General features: G+C 68.2%; 24 protein-coding genes and 1 tRNA gene. 17 read left to right on the top strand and 8 right to left on the bottom strand.

Annotation, left to right across the window (positions count from 1 at the left end; translation table 11 throughout):
- Nucleotides 1–190 precede the first annotated feature (190 nt).
- Nucleotides 191–1,114, bottom strand: a complete 924-nt coding sequence (locus FHY03_RS19835) for a LysR family transcriptional regulator (RefSeq protein WP_183932173.1) — start codon at nucleotides 1,112–1,114, stop codon at nucleotides 191–193.
- Nucleotides 1,115–1,231: 117 nt separating this feature from the next.
- On the opposite strand from FHY03_RS19835, the gene FHY03_RS19830 reads away from it, so the two are divergent.
- The 3 genes from FHY03_RS19830 to FHY03_RS19820 all read left to right on the top strand — a co-directional run bounded on the left by FHY03_RS19830 (nucleotide 1,232) and on the right by FHY03_RS19820 (nucleotide 3,442).
- Complete coding sequence (locus FHY03_RS19830) at nucleotides 1,232–2,026, top strand: DJ-1/PfpI family protein (protein ID WP_183932172.1); 795 nt, start codon at nucleotides 1,232–1,234, stop codon at nucleotides 2,024–2,026.
- Between the two features lie 79 nt (nucleotides 2,027–2,105).
- Nucleotides 2,106–2,402 (top strand): putative quinol monooxygenase, encoded by a 297-nt coding sequence (locus FHY03_RS19825; RefSeq protein WP_183932171.1) that lies wholly within the window; start codon nucleotides 2,106–2,108, stop codon nucleotides 2,400–2,402.
- Between the two features lie 29 nt (nucleotides 2,403–2,431).
- Nucleotides 2,432–3,442, top strand: coding sequence for an aldo/keto reductase (locus FHY03_RS19820; RefSeq protein WP_183932170.1), 1,011 nt, complete (start codon nucleotides 2,432–2,434; stop codon nucleotides 3,440–3,442).
- Nucleotides 3,443–3,717: 275 nt separating this feature from the next.
- Here the strand turns inward: FHY03_RS19820 and FHY03_RS19815 are convergent, their stop codons facing one another.
- The 3 genes from FHY03_RS19815 to FHY03_RS19805 form a co-directional block, all read right to left on the bottom strand.
- Nucleotides 3,718–4,947: a site-specific integrase gene (locus tag FHY03_RS19815; protein WP_183932169.1), complete on the bottom strand. Its 1,230-nt coding sequence runs from the start codon at nucleotides 4,945–4,947 to the stop codon at nucleotides 3,718–3,720.
- Between the two features lie 279 nt (nucleotides 4,948–5,226).
- The gene (locus FHY03_RS19810; protein ID WP_183920408.1) at nucleotides 5,227–5,409 is read right to left on the bottom strand and encodes a hypothetical protein; all 183 of its coding nucleotides are present in this window, start codon (nucleotides 5,407–5,409) and stop codon (nucleotides 5,227–5,229) included.
- Nucleotides 5,410–5,533: 124 nt separating this feature from the next.
- Nucleotides 5,534–5,623 (bottom strand) — tRNA-Ser (locus FHY03_RS19805).
- 97 nt (nucleotides 5,624–5,720) lie between these two features.
- Between FHY03_RS19805 and FHY03_RS19800 the strand changes: the two genes are divergently transcribed.
- The 14 genes from FHY03_RS19800 to mazG all read left to right on the top strand — a co-directional run bounded on the left by FHY03_RS19800 (nucleotide 5,721) and on the right by mazG (nucleotide 18,294).
- The gene (locus tag FHY03_RS19800; RefSeq protein WP_183920406.1) at nucleotides 5,721–6,779 is read left to right on the top strand and encodes a lytic transglycosylase domain-containing protein; all 1,059 of its coding nucleotides are present in this window, start codon (nucleotides 5,721–5,723) and stop codon (nucleotides 6,777–6,779) included.
- A 64-nt stretch (nucleotides 6,780–6,843) separates the two neighbouring features.
- Nucleotides 6,844–8,016 carry a D-alanyl-D-alanine carboxypeptidase family protein gene (locus FHY03_RS19795; RefSeq protein ID WP_183920404.1) on the top strand — a complete coding sequence of 391 codons (1,173 nt, stop codon included), beginning with the start codon at nucleotides 6,844–6,846 and terminating at the stop codon, nucleotides 8,014–8,016.
- Nucleotides 8,016–8,645 (top strand): dTMP kinase, encoded by a 630-nt coding sequence (gene tmk, locus FHY03_RS19790; protein ID WP_183920402.1) that lies wholly within the window; start codon nucleotides 8,016–8,018, stop codon nucleotides 8,643–8,645. The genes FHY03_RS19795 and tmk overlap by 1 nt, the downstream gene beginning before the upstream one ends.
- Nucleotides 8,642–9,631 carry a DNA polymerase III subunit delta' gene (locus FHY03_RS19785; RefSeq protein ID WP_183920400.1) on the top strand — a complete coding sequence of 330 codons (990 nt, stop codon included), beginning with the start codon at nucleotides 8,642–8,644 and terminating at the stop codon, nucleotides 9,629–9,631. The genes tmk and FHY03_RS19785 overlap by 4 nt, the downstream gene beginning before the upstream one ends.
- 9 nt (nucleotides 9,632–9,640) lie before the next feature.
- A complete protein-coding gene (gene metG / locus FHY03_RS19780; protein ID WP_183932168.1) occupies nucleotides 9,641–11,191 on the top strand; it encodes a methionine--tRNA ligase in 1,551 nt (516 codons plus the stop codon).
- A complete protein-coding gene (locus FHY03_RS19775) occupies nucleotides 11,191–11,970 on the top strand; it encodes a TatD family hydrolase (protein WP_183932167.1) in 780 nt (259 codons plus the stop codon). The genes metG and FHY03_RS19775 overlap by 1 nt, the downstream gene beginning before the upstream one ends.
- A complete protein-coding gene (locus FHY03_RS19770; RefSeq protein ID WP_183920394.1) occupies nucleotides 11,967–12,731 on the top strand; it encodes an MBL fold metallo-hydrolase in 765 nt (254 codons plus the stop codon). Before FHY03_RS19775 ends, FHY03_RS19770 begins: the two co-directional genes overlap by 4 nt.
- Nucleotides 12,728–12,892, top strand: coding sequence for a hypothetical protein (locus tag FHY03_RS19765; RefSeq protein ID WP_183920392.1), 165 nt, complete (start codon nucleotides 12,728–12,730; stop codon nucleotides 12,890–12,892). The genes FHY03_RS19770 and FHY03_RS19765 overlap by 4 nt, the downstream gene beginning before the upstream one ends.
- Nucleotides 12,893–13,004: 112 nt before the next feature.
- Nucleotides 13,005–14,285, top strand: a complete 1,281-nt coding sequence (locus tag FHY03_RS19760) for a glycoside hydrolase family 130 protein (protein WP_183920390.1) — start codon at nucleotides 13,005–13,007, stop codon at nucleotides 14,283–14,285.
- A 118-nt stretch (nucleotides 14,286–14,403) separates the two neighbouring features.
- Complete coding sequence (locus FHY03_RS19755; RefSeq protein ID WP_183932166.1) at nucleotides 14,404–14,640, top strand: hypothetical protein; 237 nt, start codon at nucleotides 14,404–14,406, stop codon at nucleotides 14,638–14,640.
- The gene (locus FHY03_RS19750; protein ID WP_311722444.1) at nucleotides 14,631–15,530 is read left to right on the top strand and encodes an alpha/beta hydrolase; all 900 of its coding nucleotides are present in this window, start codon (nucleotides 14,631–14,633) and stop codon (nucleotides 15,528–15,530) included. The genes FHY03_RS19755 and FHY03_RS19750 overlap by 10 nt, the downstream gene beginning before the upstream one ends.
- Before the next feature lie 54 nt (nucleotides 15,531–15,584).
- Nucleotides 15,585–16,919 carry an amidohydrolase gene (locus FHY03_RS19745; protein WP_183920385.1) on the top strand — a complete coding sequence of 445 codons (1,335 nt, stop codon included), beginning with the start codon at nucleotides 15,585–15,587 and terminating at the stop codon, nucleotides 16,917–16,919.
- Nucleotides 16,920–17,032: 113 nt separating this feature from the next.
- The gene (locus FHY03_RS19740) at nucleotides 17,033–17,497 is read left to right on the top strand and encodes a VOC family protein (protein ID WP_183932165.1); all 465 of its coding nucleotides are present in this window, start codon (nucleotides 17,033–17,035) and stop codon (nucleotides 17,495–17,497) included.
- Between the two features lie 38 nt (nucleotides 17,498–17,535).
- Entirely contained in the window at nucleotides 17,536–18,294 is a 759-nt protein-coding gene (mazG, locus tag FHY03_RS19735) for a nucleoside triphosphate pyrophosphohydrolase (RefSeq protein WP_183932164.1), read from the top strand.
- A 170-nt stretch (nucleotides 18,295–18,464) separates the two neighbouring features.
- Here the strand turns inward: mazG and hflX are convergent, their stop codons facing one another.
- From hflX to FHY03_RS19715, 4 genes are all read right to left on the bottom strand, one after another.
- Nucleotides 18,465–19,757, bottom strand: a complete 1,293-nt coding sequence (gene hflX, locus FHY03_RS19730) for a GTPase HflX (protein ID WP_183920379.1) — start codon at nucleotides 19,755–19,757, stop codon at nucleotides 18,465–18,467.
- A gap of 10 nt (nucleotides 19,758–19,767) precedes the next feature.
- Complete coding sequence (gene hfq / locus FHY03_RS19725; protein ID WP_311722441.1) at nucleotides 19,768–20,460, bottom strand: RNA chaperone Hfq; 693 nt, start codon at nucleotides 20,458–20,460, stop codon at nucleotides 19,768–19,770.
- Between the two features lie 91 nt (nucleotides 20,461–20,551).
- Nucleotides 20,552–21,922, bottom strand: a complete 1,371-nt coding sequence (locus FHY03_RS19720; protein ID WP_183920375.1) for a sigma-54 dependent transcriptional regulator — start codon at nucleotides 21,920–21,922, stop codon at nucleotides 20,552–20,554.
- A gap of 6 nt (nucleotides 21,923–21,928) precedes the next feature.
- Nucleotides 21,929–24,178, bottom strand: a complete 2,250-nt coding sequence (locus tag FHY03_RS19715; RefSeq protein ID WP_183920373.1) for an ATP-binding protein — start codon at nucleotides 24,176–24,178, stop codon at nucleotides 21,929–21,931.
- Nucleotides 24,179–24,222: the final 44 nt, after the last annotated feature.

The following is a 24,222-nucleotide window of genomic DNA, read 5'->3' as shown; positions in this document are numbered from 1 at the left end:
GGGGGCGGCAATCGTCTGAAATGCCGAGATGGCCGACTGGACCGAAGGCCGTGCCGACAATAGGATCCAGACGGCTGCTGATGACCGTTCGCAAAACAAGGATTGGTACCGGCGTCCTGAGTGGTTCATTAAGAAGTAAGTTGAGCGCTTCCGTGCGAAACAACGTGACACCGATCAGCGCTGCCGATCTTCAGTCAGGGCCTTGATTTTTCTTTGCTGTTAGTTTGTCCGCCACCTGCGAGACGATTGAGCGTAGCCAGCGGTGGGCGGGATCGTGACGATAGCGGACGTGCCAGGCCATCTCTACCGGAAAGCTGCCCAGATCGACCGGCGCGGGCAGGATGCGCAGCCGCCGGTCCTTCGCCAGTCGGCGGCAGATTAGCCGGGGAAGCGTTGCTACATAGTCGGTGACCGCAATCATTTCGGCGACCGCGAAGAAGTTGGTGACCGACAGCGCGACCTCGCGCTTCAAATGCTGCTGTGCCAGCGCTTGGAACAGTCCGGCGCGCATCCGGCCTGGCGGCACGACGTTGACGTGGCGCATGCCCTGGAATTGTTCGCGGGTGATCGCCCCGCCGATGTCCGGATGCCCCGCGCGCACCACGCAATCCAGCGCCTCGTCCATCAAATGCTGAACCACGAGATTGTCCGGAGGATCGGTGATGCGGCCGAGCACCATTGCGGTCGTGCCGGAGACGACGCCGGTCTCGGTCAGGTCGTTGCCATAAGGCGTTAGCCGCAACTTGATCCCGGGCGCGACCTGCGCGAGCCTCGCCACCAGCGCCGGCACGATCACGAATTCGACATAGCCGTTCGGCGCGATCGTGAAGAGCCGCTCGGCGCTGGCGGGATCGAAGTCCCGCTGTCCGAGCACTGCGTCATCGAGGCTCGCCAGCGCGTTAGCAATCCCCGGCGCTAGCTCCAACGCGATCGGCGTCGGCTGGATGCCATAGCGTGCGCGCACGAACAGCTGATCCTTCAGCATCAGGCGCAATCTCGCGAGTGCGTTGGATAGCGCGGGCTGCGTCATGCCCAGACGCTCCGCAGCACGGGTGACGCTGCGCTCCTCCATCAGCGCCACGAAGATCGGCAGCAGGTTGAGATCGTAGCGCATAAGTTATGCTCTCACACGTATATCTAAAATCCAAGAAATAGAGTTCTGCCATGAGTGACGAGAGCGCATCTCCTGACCGTCCGGAATGCGGACGAGATCGAATGACAGGAGGTTCCCATGAGCAAGGGTACGGTTCTGCTGATCGGCTCCAACGCGACCCGCATCGAGGTACAGGGCAACAAATGGGGCGCTACGGGTCAGTATCTCAACGAAACGGTCGTCCCGGCGATGGCGCTTGAGGCCGCCGGCTATGAGGTCGTGCTCGCAATGCCGAATGGCGCGAAGCCGACCATCGATGCCGCGTCGGATGCGCCGGCGCATTTCGGAAATGACGAAGCTGCCTACCGCGCCGCTCGCGATTATTACGACAACAGCCCCGCGATGAACGCACCGGTGACGCTCCGCTCAGTCATCGATGGCGGGCTCGACCAGTATGCCGGTGTCTTCTTCCTCGGCGGACAGGCCCCGGCGGTCGATATCATGCAGGACGACGAGACCGGCGAGGTTCTACGCCACTTCCACAGGACGGCCAAGCCGACCGCGCTCCTCTGCCGCGGTCCGATCGCGCTAACCGCCGCGATGAACGATCCTCGAGCCTTTCGCGCCGCGCTGATGGCCGAGTCCGACGACAAGGCGCGCGAATGGGCGCGCAGCTGGCCCTATGCCGGCTATCGCATGACGATCTTCTCCGCGACCGAGGAGAAGGTGGTTGAGGAACACATTCTTCACGCCAAGATGTACTTCGACATGCCGCAGGCGCTGACTGCCGCAGGCGGCAGGGTAGAGACGACGACGGCGGACTTCGAGCCCCATGTGGTCATCGACCACGAGTTGATCACCGGCCAAAACCCTCGTTCGGACCACCCGATCGCCAAGGCGCTGGTCGAAGCGCTCGACGCACGTCAGGCATGAGAACCCGGATGACCGGTGGAGCGCTGCGGACGTCCCCGCCTCGTCCCCCCCCCGTCCATTCCAGGCAGGAATAAGCGCCATGACCAGCCCTATCAAGATCGTCGCGATCCTCACCGCTCGCCCCGGCAAGGCCGACGCGCTGCACGACCTGCTCGACGGCATGATCGAGCCTTCGCGATCCGAGCCCGGCAATCTGCGCTACGATCTCTGGACCGATCATGCCGAGCCGGGCCGGTTCTTGCTCGACGAGCTTTATGAAGATGCGGACGCCGTGGCAGCGCATCGTGCATCCCCGCACTTCCAGACCTATCTCGCCACCATTAACGACATCGCCGAGCGGAGCGCCTTCACGCTCGCGCCTGCGGCGGTCGCCTGAACGCAATTACCGACACAAGGATTATCGTTATGGCCCTCAAGGACATCCTTTTCTCCAAACTCGGCTTCGGCGCCGCGCCGCTTGGCAATATGTTTCGCGCGATCCCGGAGGAGGAAGCGCTCGCCACCGTCGAAGCTGCTTGGAACGACGGCATCCGCTATTTCGACAACGCGCCCTTCTATGGCGCCGGCCTTGCCGAGATCCGCATGGGCGAGGCGCTGAAAGGCAAGCCGCGCGATCAATATGTGGTCAGCACCAAGGTCGGCCGTATCGTGCTCGACGAGATCGACGATGCCCCGCGCGCCAATGGCGAGAAGGGCGACGTCTTCGCCAATGGCCGACCCAACAAGGTGATCAACGACTATTCGCACGACGCGACGCTGCGCTCGATCGAGGACAGCCTGAAGCGCCTGCAGACCGATCACATCGACATCGTCTGGGTGCACGACGTGGCGCAGGACTTCTACGGCGACGAATGGCTGGCGAAGTTCGAGGAGGCCCGCACCGGCGCGTTCAAGGCGCTCGATCGCCTACGCGACGAAGGCACGATCAAGGCCTGGGGTCTGGGCGTGAACCGGGTCGAGGCAGTCGAGCTGTTGCTCGATCTCGACGGCCCGCGCCCCGACAGCTCGCTGCTCGCCGGCCGCTACACGCTGCTTGACCATGACCGCGCGCTCGAACGCCTAATGCCGAAGGTCGCCGAGCGCGGCTTGGGCATCGTAGTTGGCGGTCCCTACAGTTCGGGCGCGCTCGTCGGTGGCCCGAACTTCGAATATGCCCCCGCCACGCCTGCGATCCTTGCGAAGGTCGTCGCAATCAAGGCAATCGCTGATCGCTACAACATCAGCATGAAGGCGGCCGGCCTGCAATTCTCGCTCGCCAACCCCGCCGTCGCCGCGGTCATCCCCGGCGCGAGCCGGCCGCAGCGCATCGCCGAGGACACCACCGCGCTGAACGAGGTCGTGCCCGACGACTTCTGGCGGGAGTTGCGCGAAGCCGGTCTTGTCAATCCGGCCGCACCGCTTCCTGGCTCTATCTGAGCGCGGTCCCCAACCTGCGCCTAAGGCACCGTTTATGGTCCATAAACTTATTTTAGGGTCCATAAACTTATCAAAGATGTCGCAGATTCGATTAAAGGAGATCAAGCGATTCACCGATATGATCCGGTCTGTGACGCGATCCGCCGGTTGCGTAGAAGACAACAGGGTAAATGATCTTACGAAAAAAGCAGGGCTTCTTTGATAAGTTCGACATTTCTATCGGCTGTCGATAGCCAATCATTCTGTAAAGCTTTTGAGCAACGGCGCTGCTGAGGTCAGCTCGGCGTTGCTTCTTCCACGATCCGTTTTAACTCGCTAGCCCAGCTCTCCAAGGCTTCCCGTTTTTCTCGCTGGTAATCGTAGCGTTGATAGACGCCTGCGATGCCCGATCGGGAGCCGCTGATGTGGTTCAGAACGGCTTCGGTAACGGGCATCGGTACTCCTAGGCGCTGCATGCCTGTCGCGACTGTCCGTCGCAGATCATGCAGGATGAAGTGATCCACCGTTTCTAACTTCATGATCTTGGCCATCTCCCGAAGGAGGCGCGGATGCCCTTTGCTGAAGCCGTTGACCGAAGCGTCCGGATTACCTGCGACGGGAAAGAGCTTGCTGGAGCCATCCATCACCGGAAGGTCGTCGATCAATGCCTTGGCGCTTTTGGTAAGCGGCACGATATGGGCTTTGCCGTTCTTTGCTCGAGCGGCTGGGATGACCCAGGTGTCGCCGTCAAACTCGGAACGGGCTGCGTCGAACACCTCTCCGCGACGTTGACCGGTTAAGAGAAGCAGCTTGAAGCCAGGTCCGAACGGCCATCCCATAGCGTCGCATGCCTGCCAGAAAACCCGGATTTCTGCATCTGAGAGGAAGCGGTCCCGAGCCTTTGGCAGGGGAGGGCGACCCGCATCACGACATGGATTGGCTGGTAGCTTTTCCAGCTTCGGCATCGCCCAAGTGAAGAATGAGCTCAGCTGTTGGTGCACTCCCAACCCCGCTCTTGGCGTCGGATTGTTCGCGTCTCGGTAGGTGACGTCTTCGACTAGCGCGGTCACCTCCGAGCGGGTGATAGTGTCGGCCAGCCGATCGCCAAAACGTGGAAGGATGAACTTCTTTCCGATGCGCTCAATCTCGGAGGCGCTCCTCTTTTTACCCCGTACAGCACGCTCAAGGTATTGCCCCCAGAGTACGGAGAAGGTGAGGCGTCCGACAGCGCCAGCGGTGCTACTGGTCGGCTGGGGCAGCCCCTTTCCGGATTCAAGATCGATCAGCAACGATCGAGCTTTCTTGCGGGCGTCGGCCAGCGTGAACGCATCCGAGAAGCGGCCTAAGGTAACATTCCGCACAGAGCCTCCAACGCGCTTGCGCAGGATGAAGGTTTTGCCTCCGGACGCGCCGACACGGACACGAAGTCCGCCAACGAGTTGATCGAGCAGTTCCACTTGGCCGGAAGAGGGCGGGGTAAGGCCGCGGATCTTAGCATCCGTCAGACCTACAGCTTTGCTGGGCATAGCTATGATCCTGGTTCGTTCCGGCCACCATGCTGTTACCTTAGGTAACAAATGGGTGCTGATACCCTAGAACATACAGGGAACGTGCGGAACGCTCAAGTTGTTGTATTCGCACCAGAAAGGGATGTTCTGGGACGCTGCTGGATAGCGCTTTATCGCCCTACGAATCTGAGGGTCGGACGTTCGAATCGTTCCGGGCGCGCCATCGTTCACTGCCGCAAGGCGCGCGGGAGCCGGGTCAGCGATGGCCCGGCTCCGCCGCCTTCGGGGACGCCGGCGTCAGGCGCCGCTGATTTTCTGGCCGCTGTTGTCAGACTCGGCCGCATCCTTCTTCTTCGTCGCCGCTTTCTTGGCGCCCGTCCCGGTACCGCCACCGCGTTCGGTGCCGAGGCTGCCGCGCGCCCCGTCGCTGCCCTTGGCGGTCACCGCTCCGGGATTCCCGCCGGCACCTTTCTGTGCCATGATCCGTCTCCTCGCTTAGGTCGCGACAAGAACGTCGACACCGACGGAGCAGTGTCGCGCGAATACAGTGGCTTGGGTGGGCAATCTCGATCGAGCCTCAGTATGGCGATGCGATCGGATCAGGTGGCGGAGAGGGTGGGATTCGAACCCACGGTGAGCGTGAACCCACGGCGGTTTTCAAGACCGCTGCCTTAAACCACTCGGCCACCTCTCCGCAGGCGACCCGCTTAAGCGCGACGCCGCGGCGAGTGCAAGGATTCGCTCGATTTGCGGTTCCGCGCGCCGACGCGCTGTGCCAGAACGCCCCGACCATGACAGCGGTCGCAACGCTCGCCCGCGGCATCGCCGCCACGCTCCTCCTGCTCGCCGCGCCCGCCTCCTCGGCGCAAGGCGTCGTGCCATCCGCGGTGGACGCCGAGGCGTCGGGCTTCCAGACCTATCTGGCGCAGGTCCGCGCGCGCGCCGTCGCCGCTGGGGTGCGCCCGGTTACGGCAGACAGCGCGCTCGCCGGGCTCACCTTCAACCCGCGCGTCGTCGCGCTCGACCAGCAGCAGCCCGAGGCGCGCCCGAACGCGCCGGTCCCGCTGTTCGCGCCCTATCGCGCCGCGCACGTCGACACCGCGCGAATCTCGCGCGGGCGCGCCGCGTACACCGCCAACCGCGCCAAGCTGGCGCGCGTCGAGGCGGAGACCGGCGTGCCCGAGCAGATCATGGTGGCGATCTGGGGGCACGAGACCAACTACGGCTCCTACACCGGCAATTTCGACCTGCTGCGCAGCCTCGCGAGCCTCGCCTATGAGGGGCGTCGCCGCCCGTTGTTCGAGGGCGAGCTGATCGCCGCGCTCAAGATGATCGATCGCGGCGTGCCGCGCTCGCAGCTGGTCGGCAGCTGGGCGGGCGCGATGGGCAACCCGCAGTTCCTGCCCTCGGTCTACCTGCGCCTCGCGCGCGACGGCGACGGCGACGGGCGGATCGACATCTGGAACTCCTCGGCCGACACGCTCGCCTCGATCGGTAATTACTTCACCCAGGCGGGCTGGCGCGCGGGCGAGCCGTGGGGCGTCGCGGTCAGCGTTCCCGCGAGCTTCTCGCGCGCGAGCGTCGCCAATCGCCTGATGTCGCCGCGCTGCCCGCGCGTGTTCGAGCGGCACAGCGGCTGGCGCAGCATGGCGGAGTGGCGCGCGCTCGGTCTGGCACCGCTCGACGGGCGCTGGCCCGGCGACCGGGTGCAGGCGGTGCTGATCGAACCCGACGGCCCCGGCGCGCCCGCTTACCTGCTGACGAGCAACTATCGCGTCATCCTCGACTATAATTGCTCCAACTTCTACGCGCTGTCGGTGGGCTTGCTCGCCGACGCGATCGCGCGCTAGGGCGCGAGCCTCGACGCGCATTCACGCAATGTCCCCCGCCTGCCATCGAACCGGATTCCGCCCCATGACCAAGCTGCTGACCGTCCTCGCGCTGCCCGCCGCCGTCCTCGCGGTCGCCTATCCCGCCATGGCGGCGGCGCCGCAGTTCGACACGCCCGCGCCGGTCGCCTTCATGGAGGACCTGTCCTCGGGCGCGATCCTCTACGCCAAGGACGCCGATCGCCGCATGCCGCCCGCGTCGATGGCGAAGATGATGACGGTCTACACCATCTTCCAGATGATCAAGTCGGGCGACGTCAAGCTGTCGACCGAATATGAAGTGCGCCCCGAGACGTGGCAGCGCTGGCACGGCCCCGCGGCGGGCTCGACCATGTTCCTCTCGGTCGGCGAGCGTGTGTCCGTGGCGAACCTGCTGTACGGCATCGTCACCTTGTCCGGGAACGACGCCTGCGTCGTGATCGCCGAGGGTGCCTCGGGCACCGAGCAGGCCTTCACCGAGCGGATGAACGAGAACGCGCAGAAGCTCGGGCTGACCAACAGCCATTTCGGCACGTCGAACGGCTGGCCCGACGGCGGCGTCACCTATGTCACCGCGCGCGACCTCGCCAAGCTCGCCGCCGCGACGATCACCGAGTTCCCGCAGCTCTACAAGCAGTTCTACTCGCGCCGCGATTTCACCTGGGGCAAGACCATGGGCGCGGGCGCCGCGATCACCCAGGCCAACCGCGACCCGCTGCTGGGCCGCGTCGCCGGCGCCGACGGGCTCAAGACCGGCCATACCGAGGAGGCCGGTTATGGCTTCACCGGCTCGGCCGAGCAGAACGGGCGCCGGCTGGTGATGGTGCTCGCCGGGCTGACCAGCTTCAACCAGCGCGCGCAGGAGTCGGTACGCTTCATGGAATGGGGCTTCCGCGCGTGGCAGGCGCGCCCGGTGGTGAAGGCGGGCAAGACCGTCGGCACCGCGGCGGTGCAGCTGGGCAACTCGAGCGAGGTCGAGCTGGTCGCGCCTAAGGCACTGGCGGTGACGGTCCCATCGGGCACGCGCCCGCAGCTGTCGGGCAAGATCGTCTATGACGGGCCGGTCAAGGCGCCGATCAAGCAGGGCGCGCACATCGCCGATCTCGTCGTCTCCGCGCCGGGCCTGCCCGAGCAGCGCATGCCGCTGGTGGCGGCGCGCGACGTCGGCGAGGCGGGCTTCTTCGGGCGCGCCATGGCGGGCCTGCGCGGCCTGTTCTGATGCCGCGGGGGCGCTTCCTCAGCCTGGAGGGCGGGGAAGGGGCCGGCAAGTCGACCCAGGCACGCGCGCTCGCCGCGGCGCTGCGCGAGCGCGGCGTCGAGGCGGTCGTCACGCGCGAACCCGGCGGCAGTGCGGGCGCCGAGGCGATCCGGGCGCTGCTCCTCGAGGGCGAGCCGAAGCGATGGAGCGCGCGCGCCGAGACGCTGTTGTTCGCCGCCGCACGCGCGGATCATGTCGAGAAGGTGATCCGGCCCGCGCTGGACGCAGGCCGCTGGGTGATCTGCGACCGTTTCGTCGACTCGACGCGCGCCTATCAGGGCGTGGCAGGCGGCATCGACGACGCGGCCGTGCTGGCGCTTCACGCCTTCGGCAGCGAGGGTCTGCGGCCGGACCGTACGTTCCTGCTGACGCTGCCGCTCGCACTCGGCGCCGAGCGCACAACGCTTCGCGACCGCGGGGCGAGCGACCGGTTCGCGGCGCGCGGGCCTGACTTTCACGCCGCGGTAGCCGCGGCCTTCGAACGCTTCGCCGCTGCCGAGTTCGAGCGCTTTCGCCGCATCGATGCTGCCCAGCCACCCGAGGCGGTGACCGCCGCGATGCTCGCCGAGCTGGCGGACTGGTTGCCGTGACCGACCTGCGCGGCCATCGTGCCGCGGTCGACGCCTTCACCGCCGCGCTGCGCGGCGGCAACGTCCACCACGCCTGGCTGCTCGCCGGGCCCGAGGGCGTCGGCAAGGCCACCTTCGCGCGTGCCGCGGCGGCGCGGCTGCTCGCCGAGGCGATGACTCCGGGTCAGATCGACCCCGGCCTCGCGGTACCGCCGAACCATCGTGCCGCCACCTTGCTCGCGGCCGGCTCGCATCCCGATTATCGCGAGCTGCGCCGCCTAGCCAAGAAGGACAAGGATGACGAGCTGGCGCGCTCGATCACGGTCGACCAGGTGCGCGCGCTCGGCCCGTTCCTCGGCACGATGCCCTCGCTCTCGCCGCGCCGTGCGATCGTGATCGACGCCGCCGACGATCTCGAGCGCCCGGGCGCCTCCAACGCCTTGCTCAAGAGCCTGGAGGAGCCGCCCGCGGGCACGGTGTTCCTGCTCGTCAGCCACGCGCCCGGTCGGCTGCTCGCGACGATCCGCTCGCGCTGCCGCGTGCTGCGGTTCGAGCCGCTCGGCGACGACGACATGGCGGCGGTGCTGCGCGGCGCGCTCCCAGACGCCGAGCCGGACGAGATCGCGTCACTCGTCGGCGCCGGCGAGGGCTCGCCCGGTCGCGCGCTCGGCTATGCCGGGCTCGATCTCGGCGCGATCGAGCAGGCGCTGGCGGGCATCGCGCGCGACGGCGACCCGACGCTGACGCGCCGCGGCGCGCTGGCCAAGTCGCTCGCGCTCAAGGCGGCGCAGCCGCGCTACGAGGCCTTTCTCGACCGTGTGCCGACAATGATCGCGCGCGCCGCGGCGACGCGCGTCGGCACCGACCTGCGGGCCGCGCTGGACGCCTATGACGAGGCGCGCTCGGTCGCCGCGGCGGCGCGCGCGCTGTCGCTCGATCAGCAGGGCAGCGTCTACGAGCTCGCCGGCATCGTCGCGCGGCTGGCATCGCGCGAGGGAGAGCGTTAGGAGGCGGCCATGGGCCATCCCTTCTACATTACCACCGCGATCAGCTATCCCAACGGCCGTCCGCACATCGGCCATGCCTATGAGGCGATCGCGGCCGACGCGATCGCACGCTTCCAGCGCCAGGCCGGGCGCGACGTCCGCTTCCAGACCGGCACCGACGAGCACGGGCTCAAGATGGTGCAGACCGCGCGCGACCGCGGCGTCGAGGTGCGCGCGCTGGCGGACGAGATGTCTGGTTATTTCAAGGCGATGTGCGACAGACTTGCGATCAGCTACGATCGTTTCATCCGCACCACCGACGCGGATCACCACCGTGCCAGCCAGGCGATCTGGCAGGCGATGGGGGACGCCGGCGACCTCTACCTCGACCGCTACGAGGGCTGGTATTCGGTCCGCGACGAGGCCTTCTACGACGAGAAGGAGCTGACCGAGGGGGAGGGGGGCGCCAAGCTCTCGCCCCAGGGCACGCCGGTGACCTGGACCGCGGAGGAGACGTGGTTCTTTCGCCTGTCGAAGTACCAGCAGCCGCTGATCGACTTCTACGCGGCGAATCCCGACTTCATCCGCCCCGAGGCGCGCCGCAACGAGATCATGCGCTTCGTCGAGGGCGGGCTGTCGGACCTGTCGGTGTCGCGCACGAGCTTCGACTGGGGCGTGGCGGTGCCGGGCAGCCCGGGGCACGTCATGTACGTCTGGGTCGACGCGCTGACCAACTATCTCACCGGCGCTGGCTATCCCGACGGCGAGCTGCGCTACTGGCCGGCCGACCTGCACCTGATTGGCAAGGACATCGTGCGCTTCCACGCGGTCTACTGGCCCGCCTTCCTGATGTCGGCCGGGATTGCGCTGCCGAAGACCGTGTTCGGCCACGGCTTCCTGCTCCACCGCGGCGAGAAGATGTCGAAGAGCCTCGGCAACGTGGTCGATCCGCTCGATCTCGCCGAGGCGTTCGGGGTCGACGGGCTGCGCTACTTCCTGCTGCGCGAGGTCAGCTTCGGGCAGGACGGCAGCTACTCGGCCGAGGCAATCGTGACGCGAGTCAACGCCGAGCTCGCCAACGCCTTCGGCAATCTGGCGCAGCGGACGCTGTCGTTCATCGCCAAGAACCTTGGCGGCGCCTTCCCGGACGCGGGCCGCGCCGAGGACGCCGACGCGCAGCTGATCGAGGAAGTGGTCGTGGCCTGCGCCGGGCTGCGCGCCGGCTTCACCGACCTGCTGCTCAGCCAAGGCGTGGAGGCTTGGCTGCGCGGCGTGTTCGCGTGCAACCAATATATCGACGCGCAGGCGCCCTGGTCGCTGCGCAAGACCGATCCCGAGCGGATGCACGCGGTGCTGCGGACGCTGGTGCGCGCGATCCGCATGCTCGGGATCGCGATCCTGCCGGTGGTGCCCGAGGGCGCGGGCAGGGTGCTCGACCAGCTCGGTGCCGACGAGCGCGACCATGAAGCAATCGACGACGACGGCTGGTACCAGCGCCGCGTCGACGCCGGCGCGACGATCGTGCCGCCGACGCCGGCCTTCCCGCGGCTGGAGCTGCCCGCCGAGACGGAGCCCGCCTGATGCTCGCCGACAGCCACTGCCACCTCAACTATGAGGGCGTATTCGAGCAGCAGGCCGCGGTGCTCGAGCGCGCGCGCGCGCGCGGCGTCACCGCGATGCTCAACATCGCCACGCGCGAGCGCGAGTGGGACGCGGTGCTCGCCACCGCCGAGCGCGAGCCCGACGTCTGGGCCAGCGTCGGCATCCACCCGCACGAGGCGGATCAGCACCCGCATGTCGACACCGCCAAGCTGGTGGAGCGCGCGCGCCACGCGCGCGTGGTCGGCATCGGCGAGAGCGGGCTCGACTATCACTACGATCACTCCGACCGCCAGCGGCAGCAGGCGAGCTTTCGCGCACATATCGCCGCCGCGCGCGAGAGCGGCACGCCGATCATCGTGCACACGCGCGACGCCGAGGAGGACACCGCCGCGATCCTGCGCGAGGAGATGGAGCAGGGGGCCTTTACCGGCGTGATCCACTGCTTCACGGCGAGCGACAGCTTCGCCGATCAAGCGCTTGAGATTGGAATGTTTATCTCGATCTCCGGCATTGTCACCTTCCGCAACGCCGAGGCGTTGCGCGCGACCGCCGCACGGATCCCGCGCGAGCGGCTGTTGATCGAGACCGACGCGCCGTTCCTCGCGCCCATACCCCATCGCGGCAAGACCGGCGAACCCGGTTTCGTCGCTGACACCGCCGCCTTCCTGGCCCAGCTTCGCGGCGAGGAAGTCGAGGAACTTCAGCGCTATACCGCCGAGAACTTCCACTCGCTCTTCAGCAAGACGCGGCCCGCGTGAGGGTTCGCATTCTCGGCTCCGGCACGTCGTCGGGGGTGCCACGGATCGGCGGCGACTGGGGGGACTGCGATCCGACCGAGCCACGCAATCGCCGCACACGCTCCTCGCTGCTCGTCGAGCATGACGGCGTGCGGATCCTCGTCGACACCAGTCCCGACATGCGCGAGCAGCTGCTCACCGCCGGGATCGGGCAGGTCGACGCGGTAATCTGGACGCATCAGCACGCCGATCACGTTTTCGGCATCGACGACCTGCGCCAGGTCTATCACGCGCTCGGCCATCCCGTGCCGGGCTATGCGCGCGCGAGCTGCGCGGCGGCGCTGCGCCAGCAGTTCGCCTATGTGTTCAAGGGTGCCGGCGGCTATCCGCCCACCGTGGATCTCTCACTGCTGCCCGATCGACTCAGCGTTGGCGGCCTGACGATCGAGGTGGTCGACCAGCCGCACGGCTCGATCAGCTCGGCCGGGCTACGCTTCAGCGCGGCCGGCTGCTCGGTCGGCTACGCCACCGACATCAGCGGCATGACCGGGCCGATGCGCGAGCTGTACCGCGGTGTTGACGTCTGGATCGTCGACGCGCTGCGCCGCCGGCCGCATCCGACCCATCCGGATCTCGCCACCGTGCTCGGCTGGGTCGAGGAGCTGCGGCCGGCACGGACGGTGCTGGTCCATATGGACCAGTCGATGGACTATGGCAGTTTGCGCGCCCAGCTGCCGCGCGGTGTCGAGCCCGGCTACGACGGCTGGGAGGTCACGGCGTGAGCGAGCGTGTGGGTACCGCACTGATCCTGCTGCTCGTGCTGGTGCTGCCGTTATCCGCGCTGGTTGCCCGACGTATGCCGAGACAGACGATGCTACGCTATGCGCTGGCTTGGAGTGGGGTATTCATCGCACTACTTGTGATCGTTGCGCTCTTTACATAATACATATTATCACTTTTAGGTTCTCACGATCGATCGGGTGTGGGCAATCTTTCCTAACGGATATTAGCGTCGCCCCGCGCGCTATCGGCTGCGCAACCAGCATGAGGCTGACATGGACGCCGCCGCGGTCTTCACCACGCTCGATCTCGAGCTCAAGCCCGATCCCGCTCGCACGGTGATCCGGCCGTTCAGCTTCGACTATCCGGAGGCGTTCGCCGCAGGAAAGCCCAGCCGCGCGCGCGCCGTGGCGGCGCGGCTGATGGCGCTCGACGAGCCGATGCGCCAGCGCATGCTGCGGCTGCTGCACGAGGCGATGCGGCCGCGCCACCGCCGCGTCGACCAGGTCTTCCTGCGCCGCTTCGACGAGGTGCGCGAGGCGATCGGCATCCCGGTCGCGGCCGAGTGCGATCGGCTGCTCATCGGCGCCTATTTCAGTCAGGAATATGCTTTCGAGAGCGCGGCGCTGTTCAACCCGTCGATCGTCGCCGTGCCCGACCAGGATCCAAGCGACGATCGTCTCTCCTTCCTGCTCTCGCTGCGCGGCGTCGGCGAGGGGCATATCTCCTCGGTGACCTTCCGCTCGGGCAACTGGGACGGCGGCACCCAGCTCACCGTCGACCCGCCGAGCACCCAGGGCGTACCGCCGCGCATCGAGCGCGACGACGACGCCGGCTGGGTGCGGCTGCGCTCCGATGACAGCGAGGACATCTCCGAGACGGTCATCTTCCCGATCCTGCCGAGCCAGCGCAGCGGCGTTGAGGACCTGCGGCTGGTCCGCTTCACCGACCATGACGGCACGCAGAGCGTCATCGGCACCTACACCGCGTTCGACGGCCGCGTCGCCCGCGCCGAGTTGCTGCGCGGCATCGACGTGCGCACCTATGAGATGCGCCCGCTCACCGGCGCGATGGCGGGCTACAAGGGCATGGCGCTGTTCCCAAGGCGGATCGGCAACGACTTCGTCATGCTCGGCCGTCAGGACAATGAGAATATCTGGCTGCTCCGCTCCGACGACCTGCATCATTGGGAGCGCGGCGAGATCATCATGCGCCCGGAGTATCCGTGGGAGTTCGTCCAGATCGGCAACTGTGGCTCGCCGATCGAGCTCGACGAGGGCTGGCTGGTGTTCACCCACGGCGTCGGGCTGGTGCGCGGCTATTGCGTCGGCGCCTGCCTGCTCGACCGCGATGACCCGAGCAAGGTGCTGGCGCGCACGCCCTCCCCGCTGCTTTTCCCCAGCGCCGAGCAACGTGGCGGCTATGTACCGAACGTGACCTACAGCTGCGGCGCGCTGCTGCACCGCCGCCGCATCCTGCTGCCCTATGCGATCGGCGACGAGCATACCGCCTTCGCCACCGGCAGCGTCGATGACCTGCTGAGCGTGATGCGCTGAGAACATTGCCCCTGCCTCACCGCTATGCTTCATTAGGGATTGTTTCCCAGGGAGAAAAGCGATGTGGGTGGGCCACGGAAGCACGCTGCTTGGCGGCTTCCTCTTCATAATCGCGAGCGTGAGCGGAGCGGCGGTGCAGGCGCGCCAGACAACGACCGCGGACGCGCCTGAGCGCGCCGCCGATGCGCGCGACAAGATGATCTGCAAGCGGTTCGTTCGGACCGGCTCGCTGGTCGCCGGCTATCGCACGTGCAAGACCAAGTGGGAGTGGGAGCGCGAACGCGAGAACCTGCGGCAGCAATCCATCAGTGACTCGTGTCGTGACCGCGCCAACGGTGGTGCCTTGTGCAGCTGAGACGATCCGCCCTTGCGCTCCTCCTCGCGTCGCTGATCGCCGCGCCGGCGGCATCGCAGGATCCGGCACCGGAGCGGCCGCCGCATTATGACCATATCCCGCTGTGGCCGAACGGCGCGCCGGGTGTGGGGCGCCGCCGCGGCGAGGCCGAGGTCGCGCGCGACTATTGGGTGCGCAACATACACGACCCGTCGCTGATCCCCTTCCCCGCTCCCGCCGGCAAGCGCAACGGCGCCGCCATCGTGGTCCTGCCGGGCGGCGGGCACAAGCTGCTGGTCTGGACCAACGAGGGCACCAAAGTGGCGACCGCGCTCAACCGCGCCGGCATGACCGCCTTCGTGCTGAAATATCGGCTCGCGAACGAGCCCGGCTCGGCCTACACGGTCGAGGGCGACGCCGCCGACGACGCTCGCCGCGCGATCCGCTGGGTGCGCGCGCACGCCGCCGAATACGGCATCGACCCGACGCGCGTCGGCATGATGGGCTTCTCCGCGGGTGGCGAGCTTGTCACCCAGGTCGCCGATCATCCCGAGCCAGCGGGACGACCACGGACCGACGCGATCGACTCGCTCTCCGCCCGGCCCGACTTCCAGGTGCTCGTCTTTCCCGGTCCGCGCGGCGTGCCGGCGCCGGCGCCGGCGATCGCGGCCGCGCCGCCGGCCTTCCTCGTCGCCGGCAGCCGCGACGAGTGCTGCGCCGCGCCCACGGTCGCCCTGTACGAGCAACTGCGCCGCGCCGGCGTCTCGGCCGAGCTGCACATGTATGCGGACAGCGGCCACGCCTTCAATCTCGACGAGTCCGAGCGGCTCTCGATCCTGCACTGGCCCGATCGGTTGTACGACTGGCTCGCCGACGGCGGCTGGCTCTCGCCGCGACCGGCCAAACGCTGAGCGGCGTTGCGTCGCACCGCGCCGCCGCTACGCTGGGCGCGAAGGGGAATTCACATGCGCTACCTGCTTGCCGCGACCGCGCTGTCGCTCGTCGCCACGCCCGCGCTCGCCGCGCCCGATGATGCCGCGGCGATCGGCGCCGACTATGACAAGACACTCGGCGCGATGTGGGACGACTTCCACCGCAATCCCGAGCTGTCGTTCAAGGAAGTGCGCACCGCGGCCAAGATGGCGGCGGCGCTGCGCGCGGTCGCGGGAATGCAGGTGACCGAGAAGGTCGGCGGCACCGGCGTGGTCGGCGTGCTGCGCAACGGGGCCGGGCCGGTGGTGCTGGTCCGCGCCGACATGGACGGGCTGCCGGTCGAGGAGAAGTCGGGGCTGCCGAACGCCAGCAAAGCGCGCCAGGTCGGCGTCGACGGCGTCGAGGCGCCGGTGATGCACGCCTGCGGGCACGACACGCATATCGTCGGCCTGCTCGCCACCGCGCGTCGGCTCGCCGCGCTCAAGGACCGCTGGGCGGGCACGATCGTCTTCATCGTCCAGCCCGCCGAGGAGCGCGTCGGCGGCGCCGCGGCGATGCTGCGTGACGGGCTCTACACCCGCTTCCCCAAGCCGCAATATGCGCTGGCCTATCACTCCAACTCGGAGGGCCTGGCCGGCACCGTCTCGGCGTCGGAGGACATCCAGTACAGCTCGTCCGACAGCGTCGACATCACTGTTCCCGGGATCGGCGCGCACGGCGCCAGCCCGCACACCGGCAAGGACCCGGTCTATATGGCGAGCCAGCTCGTCATCGCCTTGCAGGGGCTGATCAGCCGCGAGCGCCAGCCGCTCCGCCCCGGCGTGATCACCGTCGGCAGCTTTCACGCCGGGCTCAAGCACAACATCATCTCGGACGAGGCCAAGCTGCAGGTCACCGTCCGCGCCAACGACGAGGCCACGCGCAAGCAGCTGCTGGCCGGGATCGAGCGGGTCGCGCGGGGTATCGGCGAGCTCAACGGCATGCCGGCCGACAAGATGCCGGTGGTGAAGGTCATTGAGGGAACGCCGACGACGATCAACGACGCCGCGCTGGCGCGCCGGCTCAACGGCGTGATGGCGGCGACGCTCGGCCCCGACAAGGTGATCCCGTTCCAGCAGAAGGGCATGGGCGCGGAGGATTTCGCCGCCTTCGTCCAGCCCGAGCTCGGCGTGAAAGGCTACTACTTCGCTGTCGGGGGGACGCAACAGGCGGCGTTCGACGCCGCCGCCAACGGCGGACCGCCGGTGCCGTCGCATCACTCGCCCTTGTTCAAGGTCGACCCGCGCGCGGTGGTGACCACCGGCGCCACCGCGATGACGGCAGCGGTGCTCGAGCTGCTCAAGCCGGGCCAGCCGAGCGCGGGCTGAATGGATCGCGGGCTCCTGCGGGCGCGGGAGCCCGGCGGAGCTCGCCGCGGCGCCAATGGCTTCGGCCTGCCGCGAGCGGGCAAGCACGTTAGAGGACCGGCGAGGAGAGGATGATGCGTTTTTCCCTGGCAGCGCTCGTCTCGGTGGCCGGGCTGATGCCGGTCGCGGCGATGGCACAGGCGACGATGAACCATGTCGCGATCAACGTCACCGATCAGGCGCGCAGCGTCGCTTATTACAAGGAGGCGTTCGGGCTGAGCGAGATACCGGCCGCGCTCGACGCCGCGCCGGGCGGTCCGCGTTGGATGCGGCTGGGCAACGGCGTCGAGCTGCATATCCAGGCGATCAAGGTGCCGTTCACCCCACCCCCGCGGATCATCCACTTCGCGCTGACGGTGAAGGACCTTGATCCCGTGATCGCCTATCTGAAGAAGACGGGCCGCACGTGGACCGACTATGCCGGCAAGGAGGGCGAGATCAAGCGCACGCGCACCGACGGCGTCCGCCAGATCTTCACCCAGGACCCGGACGGCTATTGGATCGAGGTCAACGATGCCGCCGACGGCCCGCCGCGCTGACGCTGGCCCTGCGCACCGCGCGCTGCTAGCGCGTCCGCATGAGCGAGCAGCGAACGAGCGCCGAGATCGATCGGTTGGTGGCGATCATGGCGCGCCTGCGCGGCCCGGGCGGCTGTGAGTGGGACCGCGCACAGACCTTCGCGACGATCGCGCCCTACACGATTGAGGAGGCCTATGAGGTCGCCGAGGCGATCGAGCGCGGCGCGATCGACGAGCTGCGCGACGAACTCGGCGACCTGCTGCTGCAAGTGGTCTTCCACAGCCGCATCGCCGAGGAGGATGGCGCCTTCGCGCTGGCCGATGTCGCCGCCGCGATCAGCGACAAGATGGAGCGCCGCCACCCGCATATCTTCGGCGACCGGGCCGAGGGCGGCCACCATCTCTGGGAAGAGGTCAAGGCGGCCGAGCGCGCGGACAAGGGCGCGGCCGGGGCACTCGACGGCGTCGCGGTGGCACTGCCCGCGCTCATCCGCGCCGAGAAATTGCAGAAGCGGGCGGCACGCACTGGCTTCGACTGGCCTGACGCAAGCGGATCGCGCGCCAAGGTCGACGAGGAGCTCGCCGAGGTAGCGGCGGCGCGCGATCAGGCCGAGCGCGTTGAGGAGATCGGCGACCTGCTGTTCGCGGTGGTGAACTGGGCGCGGCATCTCGGGGTCGACCCGGAGCAGGCGCTGCGCGCGGCCAACGCCAAGTTCGAGCGCCGCTTCCGCACGATCGAGGCGGCAGGCGGCGCGGGCTTCGCGGCATTGCCGCTGGATCAGAAAGAGGCGCTGTGGCAGCGAGCGAAGGCGGGGTAAGAGGCAGGACAGTGCTTCGAGACGAGGCTTCGCTAGGCTCAGCCTCTCCTCAGCGCGAACGGTTACATCCGTTCCCTTTACGCGGCACCGTTTACGCGGCACCGTTGGTGCTGAGTACGCGCTGAGCTTGTCGAAGTGCCGTCTCGAAGCACGGCCGCGCAGCGAACCCCTCACCCCTGCCGCGACAGGAAACGCTCATGCACCGCTGGCGCCATCCGCACCTCGTAGCGCACGCGGTCGCCCTCGACATGCTGGTCGAGCACCTCGCCGTTGGCGTGGAGCCATGCCGCTCCCGCACCGTCACCTGCGTCGAGCGCGATGGCGTAGCGCTGGTGGCCCTGGGTGAGCAGGTCGGCGACGTGGCGGATCAGTTCCTCCACCCCCTCCCCGGTCAGCGCCGACAAGGCCACCACGTCGTCCCGTCGCGCCGCCTCGTCGAGCAGCTCGGTGCGCGCCTCGCCGTGGAGCAGGTCAAGCTTGTTCCATGCCTCGATCCGCGGGGTCGTCTCGCTCACGCCGACATCGGCGAGCACGCCCTCCACGTCCGCCTTCTGCGCCGCGGTGTCGGGGTGCGCGACATCCCGCACATGGATCAGCAGGTCGGCCGAGACCACCTCCTCCAGCGTCGCCTTGAACGCCGCGACCAATTGGGTCGGCAGCTCCGAGACGAAGCCCACCGTGTCCGAGAGGATCGCCTTGTCGATGCCGGGCAGGCTGATCTGGCGCAACGTCGGGTCGAGCGTGGCGAAGAGCAGGTCCTCCGCCATCACGTGCGCGCCGGTGAGCCGGTTGAACAGCGTCGACTTGCCCGCGTTGGTGTAGCCGACCAGAGCGATCACGGGCCAGGGCGCGCGCTGGCGCCGCTCGCGGTGAAGTCCGCGCGTCCGGGTCACCTGCTCCAACTCGCGTCGAAGCCGTGCCATCCGATCGCGGATCAGGCGGCGATCGGCCTCGATCTGGGTCTCGCCCGGGCCGCCGAGGAAGCCGAAGCCGCCGCGCTGGCGCTCGAGGTGGGTCCAGCTGCGCACCAGCCGCCCCGACTGATAATCGAGGTGCGCGAGCTCGACCTGGAGCCGGCCTTCGGCGGTCGCGGCGCGCTCGCCGAAGATCTCGAGGATCAGCCCGGTGCGGTCGATCACCTTGGTCTCGAGCGCGGTCTCGAGGTTGCGCTGCTGGATCGGGGTGAGGCTGCCGTCGACCACGACCAGTCCCGCCTCTTCCATCCGCGCGCGCGCGGCGAGCTCCTCTATCTGGCCGGCGCCCATCAGCGTCGCCGCGCGCGGGGTGCGGATGCGCAGCGCGACCCGGTCGGCGACGACCACGCCGATCGCCTCGGCGAGCCCGGCGGTCTCCTCCAGCCGCGCCTCGGCGTCGCGCGACGAGCCGCCCAGGTCGGGATACACCACGATCGCCCGCGCGCCGCGCGAAAATTCGTCGCGATCGCGCTCGAAGCCGCCGCTCATGCGCGCTTCCTCACTCGTCCTCGCCCGCGGCCTGCTCCTCGGCCAGGTTGAGCGGGCGCGACGGCTGGATCGTCGAGACCGCGTGCTTGTAGACGAGCTGCGACATGCCGTCGCGCTGGAGCAGCATGCAGAACAGGTCGAAGCCCGCGATCGCGCCCTGCAGCATCACGCCGTTGACGAGGAACATCGTCACCGGGTCCTCCGACTTGCGTACCGCGGAGAGGAAGATGTCCTGCAACAGCTGCTTCTTGCCGCTCTCGCCGAGCTGGCCGACGATGCCGGCCACGTCAATCGGGCCGGCGGGCATGATGGTGGAGATGGCGTGCTTGTAGATCAGCTGCGACTGGCCGTCGCGCCGCAGCAGCACCGAGAAATTGTCGAACCAGGTGACGATGCCCTGGAGCTTGACCCCCTTGACGAGGAACATCGTGACGGGGGTCTTGGACTTGCGCAGCGCGTTGAGGAACAGGTCCTGGAGCGAGGTCTGCTTGTCGGCCATTGAAGGGTCCTTGTTCTTGGCGGGAGGTTCCCCGCGAGGTGCGCCGTTGCCGGCGTCGGACGTATCGCGCTGTAAGCGGCGGGCGTAAAATAGGGTTCCGGCAAGGGCGCGTCTAGGTGGAGTGACGACGCGCGCCAGTCTTGCTCCCGTTCGCGCTGAGGAGGCGCTGAGCGGAGTCGAAGTGCCGTCTCGAAGTGCAGCCACATCCGCCGTGGCGGTGCTTCGAGACGAGGCTTCGACGAGCTCAGCCTTCCCTCAGCAAGAACGGCTCGGGCTGAGTTGAGGCCGTGACTACCTATTCCTCCCGCGTCTCGGTGATCCCCAGCAGCTTCAGCTTGCGATGCAGCGCCGAACGCTCCATCCCGATGAAGCTCGCCGTGCGCGAGATATTGCCTGAGAAGCGCCGGATCTGAACGCGCAGATACTCGCGCTCGAAGGTCTCGCGCGCCTCGCGCAGCGGTGCCCCCATGATCGCGGTCGCGCCCGGGCCGGCGTCATGGCCGCCGAGCACCTCGGCGGGGAGCAGGTCGAGGTCGATGCGGCCGATCCGATCGCCGGGGGCGAGGATGATGGTGCGTTCCACCACGTTGCGCAGCTCGCGCACGTTGCCGGGCCAGTCGTAGGACTGGAGCGCCACGAGCGCGTCTGTGGCGATCTCGGGGACGGGCACGCGGCGCTCGGCGGCATAATGCGCGACGAAATGCTCGACCAGCGCGGGAATGTCCTCGCGCCGCTCGGCCAGGGGTGGGATCGTCACCGGCACCACGTTGAGGCGATAATAAAGGTCCTCGCGGAAGCGGCCCTCGGCGATCTCCAGCGAGAGGTCGCGCGCGGTGGCGGAGACGACGCGGACGTCGACCTTGACCACGCGCGTGCCGCCGACCCGGGTGAAGCTCTGGTCGGTCAGCACGCGCAGGATGCGCGCCTGGGTCGCCTGCGGCATGTCCGCGATCTCGTCGAGGAACAGCGTCCCGCCGTGCGCCTGTTCGAGCAGCCCGGTTCGGACGAGGTCGCCCCCCTCCTCCACCCCGAACAATTCCTCCTCGACCCGGTCGGGGCTCATGCCCGCGGTGCTGACGATGACGAAATTGGCGTGAGCGCGCTGGCTCCAGCCGTGTAGCAGCCGCGCCGCCACCTCCTTGCCCACCCCCGCGGGACCGACGATCAGCACGCGGCTGCCGGTCCCGGCCACGCGCTTGAGCGTGGCGCGCACCGCGTTGACCGCGGTGGAGCTGCCGGTGAGGTCGGTGCCGCGCCCGGACGCTGCGCGCAGGCTCGCCACCTCGGCGCGCAGCCGCTCGGTCTCGGTCGCGCGCTCGACCATCAGCAGCAATCGCTCGGCCTGGAACGGCTTCTCGATGAAGTCGGCGGCGCCCTTGCGGATCGCCGCGACTGCCGTGTCGAGCGTGCCGTGGCCCGAGATCACCAGCACCGGGATCGAGGGATCGCGCCGCTTGATCTCCTCGAGCAGGTCGAGCCCATCGAGCCGCGAGCCCTGCAGCCACACGTCGAGCAGCACAAGGCTGGGGCGGCGCGTCGCGATCGCCTCCAGCGCGGCGTCGCTGTCGCCCGCCATGCGGGTCTCATAGCCCTCGTCCTCGAGCACGCCGGCCACGAGTTCGCGGATGTCGAGTTCGTCGTCCACGACGAGGATGTCGATCGCCATAGCTGTCTAGATCCGATTCCTGGTCAAAGCGGCGATCGTGCGATCGTCGTCGGTGGAGCCCGCGCCGGGCGGAAGGGAGTCCTCGGCGGCGAGCGGGGCCAGCAGCGCCGCGTCGAACGACAAGGTCACCACGGTGCCGCCGCCGGCACGGTCGGCGAAGGTCATTGTGCCAAAATGCTCCTCCACGATCTTCTTGACGATCGCGAGCCCCAGCCCGGTGCCGCGCGCGCGCGTCGTCATGTAGGGCTCGACGATGCGGTCGCGCTCGAGCGGCAGGCCGACGCCGGTGTCCGCCACCTCGATCACGACGCGGCCCTCACCCTCTCGCAACGTCATCGTCACCGCGCCCTCGCTGACGTCGGCGGCCTCGACCGCCTCGACCGCGTTCTTGACGATATTGGTGAGCGCCTGGCCGATCTGGCGCCGGTCGCACACCAACGTCGGCGCGGGCTCGTCGTGATCGAGCACGAAGCGGATGCCGGGATGCGCGACCTCGTGGAGGAACATCGTCTGGCGCGCGATGTCGACCAGCGCTTCCTCGCGGAACACGGGCTTGGGCATGCGCGCGAACGAGGAGAATTCATCGACCATGCGGCGCAGGTCGCCGACCTGACGGACGATCGTGTCGGTCAGCCGCGCGAAGGTGGTGTCGCCCGCCTCGATCTTGCTCCCGTAGCGGCGCTGCAGGCGCTCGGCCGCGAGCTGGATCGGGGTGAGCGGGTTCTTGATCTCGTGCGCGATGCGGCGCGCCACGTCGGCCCAGGCGGCGCGGCGCTGGTCGGTCAGCTGCTGGGTGATGTCGTCGAAGGTGATGATCGGCCCGGTGCCGTCGCGCGCGATCCGCGCCGCGAAGGTGCGCATCTCGCCCTGGACATTGTGCTGGACGTTGGACTCGCGCGCGCCCTGGTCGAGCATCGCGTCGAGCTCGGGCGCCACCGCGCGCAGCACGCGGCCGACCGGTGGCGCGTCGAGCCCCAGCAAAGTCTGCGCCGAGCTGTTGACCAGCCGGATCGTGCGATCCTGCGAGTCGATCGAGATCACCCCCGCCGACACGCCCGACATCACCGCCTCGATCAGCGCGCGGCGGTTCTCCAGCTGGGTGTTCGCGGTGACCAGCGCGGTGTTCTGTGTCTCGAGCCGCGCCGTCATGCTGTTGAAGGCGTTGGCGAGCGTGCCGACCTCGTCGCGCGCGGGCGTCTCGGGCACGCGCGCCGCGAGATCGCCGCCCTCGACGCGGCGCGCGGCGTCGACCAGCTCGCCGACCGGGCGGACCAGCCGGTCCGCCACCGCCAGCGCGATCCACACCGCGACGCCGACGATCAGTAGCGAGACGATCAGCAGCGCGGCGTTGAATTGGAGCTGGAGCGAGCGCGCGCGCGCGATCAGCTGGCGATAGTCGGCGAGCACCGCGCCGCCGCGGTTGAGCTGGTTGGCGAGCTGCGGGTCGAAGACGCGCGCCGAGTAGAGATAGGTGTGCGGCTGGTAGTCGAGCCGCGTCAGCACGCCGACGCGGTCGCCCGAGCGCACCACCACCGAAGCGGCGCCGCCCTCGATCTGGTCGATCATCGGCGCGGTGACGACCCGCTCGAGCTGACGGTCATACGGGTTGACCAGCGCGCGGGTGCGCAGCTCGCCGTCCTGCCCGCGCTGGACAATCAGCGCCTCGGACAGGTTGCGGAGGTACAGCTGGTAAGCCAGTCCCGCGGCGAAGCGCTTGCTCTCGATCGGGTCGGCGCGGAGATAGTCGGCGAGGTCGCCCGCCATCGTCATCGTCTCGCGGCCGACGCGGTCCGACTCGTTCCGGTAGCTCTCCTGCGCCACCGAGGCGGCGTTCTCGAACATGCCGCGGGCGCGGTCCGAGTACCAGAACTGGACACCATACTGGAAAAGCAGCGACGCGAAGATCGTCACCAGCAGCGCGGGCACCGCCGCGACCAACGAGAAGAGCAGCACCAGCCGGACATGCAGCCGCCCCTCCCCGCCGACCGGCGAGCGGGCGGCGCGATTGAGCGCGATCCGCCGCCCCAGCAGGATCATCAGCGCGATCCCGGCGACCAGGTTGGCGACGAGCAGCAGCGCGACCACCGGCGGCTCGATCAGCGCGGCGGTGCCGCCCTCGCTGCGCACCGAAAAATAGCTGCCGACGCCGATCGCGACCGCCACCGCGAGCACCGCTAGCTCCAGCGCCGGCGTCACCGTCGGCCGCCGGCGGGCGGACGACGTGGTAGAAGAGGAGGGAGTGACTCCCGCGATCATCGCTCCCCCGCTACAACATCGGTGTTGCACAGAGAACACATATT

Source organism: Sphingomonas sp. BK345, assembly GCF_014193845.1.
GTDB lineage: Bacteria > Pseudomonadota > Alphaproteobacteria > Sphingomonadales > Sphingomonadaceae > Sphingomonas.
This window is presented reverse-complemented; position numbering and strand designations above follow the sequence as displayed.

Coding starts and splice junctions, on each gene's coding strand:
- FHY03_RS19835 (WP_183932173.1), bottom strand. CDS start 1,114: ATGCGCTACGATCTCAACCTGCTGCCGATCTTCGTGGCGCTGATGGAG.
- FHY03_RS19830 (WP_183932172.1), top strand. CDS start 1,232: ATGAGCAAGGGTACGGTTCTGCTGATCGGCTCCAACGCGACCCGCATC.
- FHY03_RS19825 (WP_183932171.1), top strand. CDS start 2,106: ATGACCAGCCCTATCAAGATCGTCGCGATCCTCACCGCTCGCCCCGGC.
- FHY03_RS19820 (WP_183932170.1), top strand. CDS start 2,432: ATGGCCCTCAAGGACATCCTTTTCTCCAAACTCGGCTTCGGCGCCGCG.
- FHY03_RS19815 (WP_183932169.1), bottom strand. CDS start 4,947: ATGCCCAGCAAAGCTGTAGGTCTGACGGATGCTAAGATCCGCGGCCTT.
- FHY03_RS19810 (WP_183920408.1), bottom strand. CDS start 5,409: ATGGCACAGAAAGGTGCCGGCGGGAATCCCGGAGCGGTGACCGCCAAG.
- FHY03_RS19800 (WP_183920406.1), top strand. CDS start 5,721: ATGACAGCGGTCGCAACGCTCGCCCGCGGCATCGCCGCCACGCTCCTC.
- FHY03_RS19795 (WP_183920404.1), top strand. CDS start 6,844: ATGACCAAGCTGCTGACCGTCCTCGCGCTGCCCGCCGCCGTCCTCGCG.
- tmk (WP_183920402.1), top strand. CDS start 8,016: ATGCCGCGGGGGCGCTTCCTCAGCCTGGAGGGCGGGGAAGGGGCCGGC.
- metG (WP_183932168.1), top strand. CDS start 9,641: ATGGGCCATCCCTTCTACATTACCACCGCGATCAGCTATCCCAACGGC.
- FHY03_RS19775 (WP_183932167.1), top strand. CDS start 11,191: ATGCTCGCCGACAGCCACTGCCACCTCAACTATGAGGGCGTATTCGAG.
- FHY03_RS19760 (WP_183920390.1), top strand. CDS start 13,005: ATGGACGCCGCCGCGGTCTTCACCACGCTCGATCTCGAGCTCAAGCCC.
- FHY03_RS19745 (WP_183920385.1), top strand. CDS start 15,585: ATGCGCTACCTGCTTGCCGCGACCGCGCTGTCGCTCGTCGCCACGCCC.
- FHY03_RS19740 (WP_183932165.1), top strand. CDS start 17,033: ATGCGTTTTTCCCTGGCAGCGCTCGTCTCGGTGGCCGGGCTGATGCCG.
- mazG (WP_183932164.1), top strand. CDS start 17,536: ATGAGCGAGCAGCGAACGAGCGCCGAGATCGATCGGTTGGTGGCGATC.
- hflX (WP_183920379.1), bottom strand. CDS start 19,757: ATGAGCGGCGGCTTCGAGCGCGATCGCGACGAATTTTCGCGCGGCGCG.
- FHY03_RS19720 (WP_183920375.1), bottom strand. CDS start 21,922: ATGGCGATCGACATCCTCGTCGTGGACGACGAACTCGACATCCGCGAA.
- FHY03_RS19715 (WP_183920373.1), bottom strand. CDS start 24,178: ATGATCGCGGGAGTCACTCCCTCCTCTTCTACCACGTCGTCCGCCCGC.